The 7,042-nt window shown below is 45.6% G+C and carries 7 protein-coding genes; 6 read left to right on the top strand and 1 reads right to left on the bottom strand.

The features are described from left to right. Nucleotides 1-56: 56 nt before the first annotated feature. The gene (locus P1P89_21330; GenBank protein MDF1594059.1) at nucleotides 57-233 is read right to left on the bottom strand and encodes a hypothetical protein; all 177 of its coding nucleotides are present in this window, start codon (nucleotides 231-233) and stop codon (nucleotides 57-59) included. A 303-nt stretch (nucleotides 234-536) separates the two neighbouring features. Between P1P89_21330 and P1P89_21325 the strand changes: the two genes are divergently transcribed. The 6 genes from P1P89_21325 to P1P89_21300 all read left to right on the top strand — a co-directional run. Beyond that, nucleotides 537-1,388, top strand: coding sequence for a WYL domain-containing protein (locus tag P1P89_21325; protein ID MDF1594058.1), 852 nt, complete (start codon nucleotides 537-539; stop codon nucleotides 1,386-1,388). Between the two features lie 269 nt (nucleotides 1,389-1,657). Next, on the top strand, nucleotides 1,658-2,584 hold the full coding sequence (locus tag P1P89_21320; GenBank protein MDF1594057.1) for an ADP-ribosylglycohydrolase family protein: 927 nt from the start codon (nucleotides 1,658-1,660) through the stop codon (nucleotides 2,582-2,584). Beyond that, nucleotides 2,581-3,144, top strand: coding sequence for a dual specificity protein phosphatase family protein (locus P1P89_21315; GenBank protein ID MDF1594056.1), 564 nt, complete (start codon nucleotides 2,581-2,583; stop codon nucleotides 3,142-3,144). Before P1P89_21320 ends, P1P89_21315 begins: the two co-directional genes overlap by 4 nt. Nucleotides 3,145-3,525: 381 nt before the next feature. Continuing rightward, nucleotides 3,526-4,032, top strand: coding sequence for a hypothetical protein (locus tag P1P89_21310; protein ID MDF1594055.1), 507 nt, complete (start codon nucleotides 3,526-3,528; stop codon nucleotides 4,030-4,032). A gap of 38 nt (nucleotides 4,033-4,070) precedes the next feature. Continuing rightward, nucleotides 4,071-5,297 carry a DUF6361 family protein gene (locus tag P1P89_21305; protein MDF1594054.1) on the top strand — a complete coding sequence of 409 codons (1,227 nt, stop codon included), beginning with the start codon at nucleotides 4,071-4,073 and terminating at the stop codon, nucleotides 5,295-5,297. Then, on the top strand, nucleotides 5,290-7,042 hold a 1,753-nt coding region (locus P1P89_21300), incomplete at its 3' end, for a phospholipase D family protein (protein MDF1594053.1). The genes P1P89_21305 and P1P89_21300, both read left to right, overlap by 8 nt.

The following is a 7,042-nucleotide window of genomic DNA, read 5'->3' as shown; positions in this document are numbered from 1 at the left end:
CGATTTAGCCGCTAACCCAGACGCAATAACGATAAGGCTTTTCACAAATCCAACCGTCATTTGCGCACATAGAAAAATTCCTTTGCCTCGCCGTTGATAGGATGCTGAAATTTAAGTACAATAATACCTTTTTTAAAAGAATCCTCTTGACGTACAGGATGAATCCCAGCTTTTTCCAGCTCCGCTATTTCATATTCAAGACGCCCCGGCCATCTTTCCCACCACGATTTCATTATTTATCCCACCGGTCGATGTTTTGGAGGCTTTGGGGGTTCTGGAGGGCCTGGCGGGTGAGGCGGTTTAGGCGGATGTTCAGGATGCTCCGGGTGACTCGGGTGTTCTGGATGCTCGGGATGTTCAGGTTTTTTGGGTTTGTCGTTCATGATTCTTTCTCCTTTTAAAGATTTTCTTTACATCAAAACGCAACTATAATATATATGAGTAAAGTTTCTTTGTCAATATAAAAAATATACGGAAAAAAAAACTATTCAAATAAAAATTACAAGCAACAAATACAATCAGTTAGGAGGAATTAAATGCGTTGGAGTGTTGAGCGTCGTCTCGAATTTATTGATTTTCGCCTTTATTGGGAAGGGCGTATAAATAGAAAAGACCTTACGGATTTTTTCAACATCTCAGTTCCTCAGGCCTCTTCCGACCTTCGTATTTACCAGGAAAAGGCACCGGACAATATTGACTACGATAAAAGCGGTAAATTTTATTTTGCGACAGATAAATTCAAACCTGCCTTCAAGACAACAAACTCGTCTTATTATTTTGCCCAATTACGGTTGATTTTTAACGATGTGTTGAAAGAGGAAGAATCATTTTTAGGACAGATACCAAATTTTGGCTCGATACCGAATCCAGCAAGGTTTGTGAATTCGGAAATCTTGAGAGATATCCTATTCACTATAAACAATAAAATGTCCCTAGATATAAAATATCAATCTATGAGCCGAGAACAGCCAATTTGGCGGACGATTGCACCGCACACTTTGGCGTATGATGGGTTCAGGTGGCACACCCGGGCTTACTGCTATATTCACAATGATTTTAGAGACTTTCTTTTAATCAGAATACTTAAAACACGAAACAAAAAACCCGCTGAAATAGATTCTTCCGAGGATGTTAGCTGGCATAAATTCATTGATGTTAAAATCGAGCCCCATCCAGAATTATCAGAGAGCCAAAAGAAAATAGTCGAAAGAGATTACGGAATGACGAATGGCCTTGGAATTATCAAAGTCAGGGCTTCGCTTTATTTTTACCTCGAGAGACATCTCGGTTTGGATGAAAAATGCGCCTCACGGCCACCAAAGGAACAGCAGATAATTTTGGTTAATCGGGATGAAATTAATGTAATAAAAAGGCAATTCAAAATATGATAACAAATTATTAGTTTTTCATTGAAAACCAATGATTTAACGCCAAATTACATTTTTATGATACACTGTATCGTCTCTTTCAGATTCGGCTGACAGGGTGTTTGGCCTGTGTTGCGGTTTCTATTAGCCACGATGATTAGCTACATGATGAAGGTCATGAAACAAGCAATTCCGGGAACAACGTCGCCTCGAATTTGTTCGGCACAGGCGCTGCTATCAAGAGAAAAGCTTACGATCAGGCTCTGGGTTACCTGCAATAGGAAAGATAAATGGATAACGAAAAGGCCAAGGGCCTGATATTCGGGTTGGCGATTGGGGATGCTTTGGGCTACCCGACGGAATTCATTACGTTAGCCCGGATAAAAACTGAATTCGGCCCCAACGGCATAGCGGATTTTTCAAAATCACCGGCCCTTTTCACCGACGACACCCAGATGAGCATTGCCATTGCCGAGGCGCTGATCAAGGCCGGAGCCCAGGATCTCGAAACGATTATGGAGGCAATCAAGGAAGAATTCATCAAATGGAGGCGTTCACCTGAAAACAACAGGGCACCGGGAAACGCCTGCCTTGCCGGTGTATCGAACATGGAACGCGGGGTCCACTGGTCCGAAAGCGGAGTGGCGGATTCCAAAGGGTGCGGGTCTGCCATGCGGGTGGCACCGATTGGCTATGTTTATCAACATGATCCAGACAAACTGAAACTGGTGGTTCGTGCGTCCGGGATTTGCACCCACGGGCACCGGACTGCCATTGCAGCAAGCATCGGAGCTGCCTACCTGGTGAAACTGGCTCTGGACGGCACTGATCCGGGGCGTATGATTCCCGAAACCCTGTCTTTCACCGCTGGAATATCAAGAGAGTTCGACACCGCCCTCTCCAAGGTATCAGAGTGCCTCAATTGGCCCAACGAAGAAGATGCCTTGAAATATCTTGGAGAAGGGTGGATCGGCGAGGAGGCTGTTGCGTTAGCGCTCTATTGTTTTTTGCGACATCCTGATGATTACAAGGTTGCGGTTTTAAGGGGCGCCAATACCAACGGGGATTCGGACTCCATCGCTTGCATTGCGGGCTCAATTAGCGGCGCATATAATGGAATTGACGCGATACCGAATGAATGGATAAAGCGTATCGAAAAATCAGAGTTCCTGAATGATTTGGCGACAAGGTTGGCAGAGAAAAAGGCGAGTTTGTGAAATCAGCCGATGAACAAAAACATAGTGTTCCGTTCAAACGCTCCTATTGGGTGGTTCCGGGTAAATTGTTAGCGGGTTGTTATCCTGGAGCGGTTGACCCTAAGCAGGCTCATCAAAAGCTGAAAAGACTTTTGGAGCATGGTATCCGCCGGGTGATCAGCCTGATGGAACCCACCGAAATCAACTGGAACGGCAAGGCCTTTGAGTCCTATGAAGACAGGATGAAATCGATAGCTGATGATATGGGTGTTGAAGTATTCTTTGACAGGATGCCGATAAAGGACACCTGGATTCCCTCCAGAAAGGAGATGTGTCAAATTTTAGATCGAATTGATCAAAGCATAGCAGACAACCAGCCAGTCTATGTTCACTGCTGGGGCGGCCGGGGTCGTACCGGCACGGTGGTGGGCTGCTATCTTGCAAGGCATAGGATTGCTTCAGATCAAAAGGCGTTAACCCTTATCCAAAAGCTGCGTATAGACACCGAAGATAAGGACAAATCCTCACCTGAAACATCGCATCAGGTTGACATGGTGCTTTCCTGGATGCAAAGAGAATGATGTAAAATATGTCTATCTTATAACTATTTCTAACTATTATAATTTCTTGACAATTCGTTTTTATTTGCGATACAAATAAATTTTGGTTCGACAATGGTGTCGTAACCGTTCGCAACATTCCAAAAATCTTTTCGCTAACAGCGGGCGATATGGGTCTTTTTTATTGATTATTTTATTTTAATGGGAGGATCAATGGAGATCAACCTGATAAAACCCCTATGTTCTCAAACATGAGAAAAGGGGTTTTTTTATTTTTCTAACTCTTTGCCCTTTCTGTCAGCAAAACCTTTTTTTAAAATCTTATTAAGTGTGAGGAATTTTGTCGTAAGTGCCTCTCTTATCCGCGAAATGATAGGCGGGTAGATGTGAAGCAGCTGATTTTTGTATAAAAGGAAAGGTCTATATAGAAAAAGACACAGTGGCCTTAAACACATGAAAACACTTTGTATCATTCCCTGCGGAAAGGCGAAAATCTGGGATAAGCATCCAGATGCAGGTCCTACCAAAGCCATGGATGTTTATACCGGCCCATTTGCCCGAAAATGCCGGGAATACGCCAGGAAGTTTTATCCAAACTCCTGGTTTATTATCTCTGCCAAATATGGGTTTCTGAAACCCTGCGATGTCATTCCGGAACCATATAACGTCAGTTTTAAACATAAAAAATCAAACCCGATAAATCTTGAAAAACTGAAAGCTCAGGCAACTAAAAGAGGTTTTGGCAGATATAGAAGAATCGTCGTATTGGGCGGGCGGAACTACTTGGACATGGTGAGAAAGATTTTCGAATCAAAGAGAATTGATGTTCCTTTATCCGGATGCAGGAGCATCGGCTACATGATGAAAAGGATCAATGAACTGATCGCATCGCGTCAACCTTTTTTATAATCATCACGACACAAACCTTTAATTGTGACGATCTCGCTATGGTGTCCAAATTCGGTTGGATAGACTTCTCAGAGAAAGAGCGCCGGCAGATGCTGGATGTGGTTCAACTTTTCAGCGAACGCGACACCCGCGACGAACTGGGGATTGGGACCATCCGTGATGCATTTTCAGATCATTTTTTTCCAGGTACAAGCACTATTCAAACCCGCCCCAAGTATATGCTGTTAATTCCTTGGATGTATATTGATTTTGAAAAAAGACGCACTGCTTCAGCCCAAATAGGCGCACGTGCAAGAAAATTTGAAACAGATCTGATTTTTACACTCCTTAAAAATGGAAACGCAGAAGGTGTAATCGGAAAAGATGCTAAAAAGAACCTTGTTCGGCTTGCGAGCAACATATACTGGGCTGGACTCCGTTCGTGGGGAATTCGTCGCTTTGTCGGCTCTCAGGAGCAATATCATCGCAGCCTTGACTTTTATTACAAGGCCGGATCGTTAGTGGGTGAAGAGGCCGACGAGGAGTTTGGGGACTTAAAGAGGTTCACCAACTGGCATCCGGGCATACCAGAACCTTCCAAAGACTTCAAGCAACACGCCAGCCTCGAACTCTCAGCAAATGAGGCAGATTATCTTAAAGAGCGCGTTTTAATGCTCTATCCCGACAGCTTTTTTGCACAACTACTTCGAGAAAAAAGATTTGTTAAAGCGGATTATCCGTGGGAACACCCAGTCGTTAGATCGCTCTCCCCGGAGCTATCCCGTTCGCTTCTGCATGCTCGCAATTTTTCTGAGGTAATCCACGGTGCTGCTCTTTATTATAACCTTATGCTTTCAGAGGCTGCTGAACGACAGGACTGGTCTGAAAGTTTCAACCAAAAAATGGAAGAATGGAAAGCCGGCCTGGGGGTGCGATATGTGGAATTAACAAGCTGGTATAGGAATCTTGAGGAATTCTGGATGAGTCAGGGGCTCAATACAGCCAGGATACCGACTCTTACCAAGGCCTTCGTCCAAAAGTGGCTTTATTTTGTCTTTGAATCTCCCGGCATGGAAAATTTGCTGGGTGATCGTAAGGTCCAAGATCTGATCGCGAGTCGGGAGTTTCAATTGAAGGGCCCTCGCGCCAGGCTTTCGAACCGGAATGCATTAAACCGCTGGCGGGGGGAGTCGGGCACCGGTCGGCTGATATATCGGTGGGGAATTGCTTCCGTTTTTGTGTCCGACATTCTCAAAGCAAAAAACGTGAGGCCGGCCCATGCTTAATCCCAACACCCGTCATACATACCTCGAAGAGCTAAAACCCCCGGAGGGTTACAAGCTTGACACCGCTGTTGCCACGACGTTTTCTTTAGATTTAATGTCTCTTCTATTAGCGCCGGTTTCGATGGCACTTCAGGATTACCGTGCAGACAAAGAGGCGTTGGAAGACCCGATTGCGCTGCTGGAAGCTATTCAACGTATCTCGGATCGCTATGTTGTCTTTTGTCAGAAAGGGCGGATCAGTATCCCGGCCAGACAGTCGCCGCTTTATGCCCATTTGGAGCCGGCGGTGGTGGAGGTTAAAGCAAGACACTGGGAGGGGGTTTTCCACCCAAAGACATGGTTTATGCGATTTGTTGATGGTAACGGGTCTTCCCCCCCTTTTTATCGTTTCATTTGCCTTACCCGCAACCTGACATTGGACCGCTCCTGGGATACGGCGCTTGTAATGGAAGGTGAACTTGCGAAAAACCGGCGCCGCGCTTTTGGAGTGAACCACCCCCTGAGTCAGTTTGTCAGCTCACTGCTGACACTTGCAAACAGAAGACTGCCAAATAGGATTCACATGATCATCAACACGGTCGCCGATGAGATCAAAAGAGTCCCCTTTGAGACTCCTGAAGGATTTACCGATCAATATCGCTTTTTACCTTCCGGTATCCCAGGCTATAAGCGTTTGCCCGGATTTGGCGCTAAAGGAAGATCCCTTGTCCTCAGTCCATTTGTTTCTCCATCAGTCCTGAAGGATGCCATTCAAGGCGGTAGGGACAATATTATTATATCGAGGGCTGAGGTGCTTGATGAGATTCCCTATGACCAATATCTGAAGCTTTCAGAACAGGCCGATTTTTTCACCATGGATAGCGCTGCTGAATTGCCGGCTGAGGAACAGGAAGAAGAAGTTGCTGCTCCAATCATTTCAGATGACCAGCGCGGCTTACATGCAAAGCTGATGATTTCGGAAAATGGCTGGCAGGCACGTTTGCTCACAGGTTCAGCGAATGCAACCGATGCTGCCTTCAACGGGCGAAATGTAGAGTTGATGGTCGAATTGACAGGTCCAAGAAAAATCTGTGGCATCAACAGCCTGTTAGGTGAGGAAGGTGCCAAACACACGCTCCGGAGTATGCTTCGACCTTACAAAAGGGAACACGGCAAGGTACCTGGTGAAACTGCTCAAAAGAAAATAGAAAAGCAGCTTGATGAAGCGCGCCGGCGGATATCCGATGCAGCCCTTCGGATTGAAATTGAGCCGGATAATTCGGATGAGTATTGTATGATCCTTCGAATGGGCGGCAAGGGTTTCGAACTTCCGCGAAATGTCACGGGTTGCTTTTACCCCATATCTCTTGGAGAGGTGCGTCGCAAAGACCTTTTTGAGCTTACAACAACAGGAGAAATGGTTTTTGACAAGGTTACATCAGAGGCCCTCACCAGTTTTATGGCGTTTGAACTGATCGGCAGACACAAGTCCGATAAATTGGGCGCTTCTTTTGTTTTAAACCTGCCGGTTACTGGAATGCCTGCGGACAGGGACCGCAGAATCCTTAAATCCATTCTCAAGGATAGGGACCGTTTTATACGTTATCTGATGTTGATTCTAGGAAATGATCCTCTCAATATGGTTCCCCCTATCGAAGGTAAAGGGAATGACAAAAAGCCATGGCTTTACGGCAGCCCTTGGGGGCTTCCGTTGTTGGAGGAAATGGTACGGGCTTTCAGCCGGGATCCGGACAAGATTCTCCGGG

It is taken from the genome of Desulfobacterales bacterium, from assembly GCA_029211065.1.
Lineage (GTDB): Bacteria > Desulfobacterota > Desulfobacteria > Desulfobacterales > JARGFK01 > JARGFK01.
This window is presented reverse-complemented; position numbering and strand designations above follow the sequence as displayed.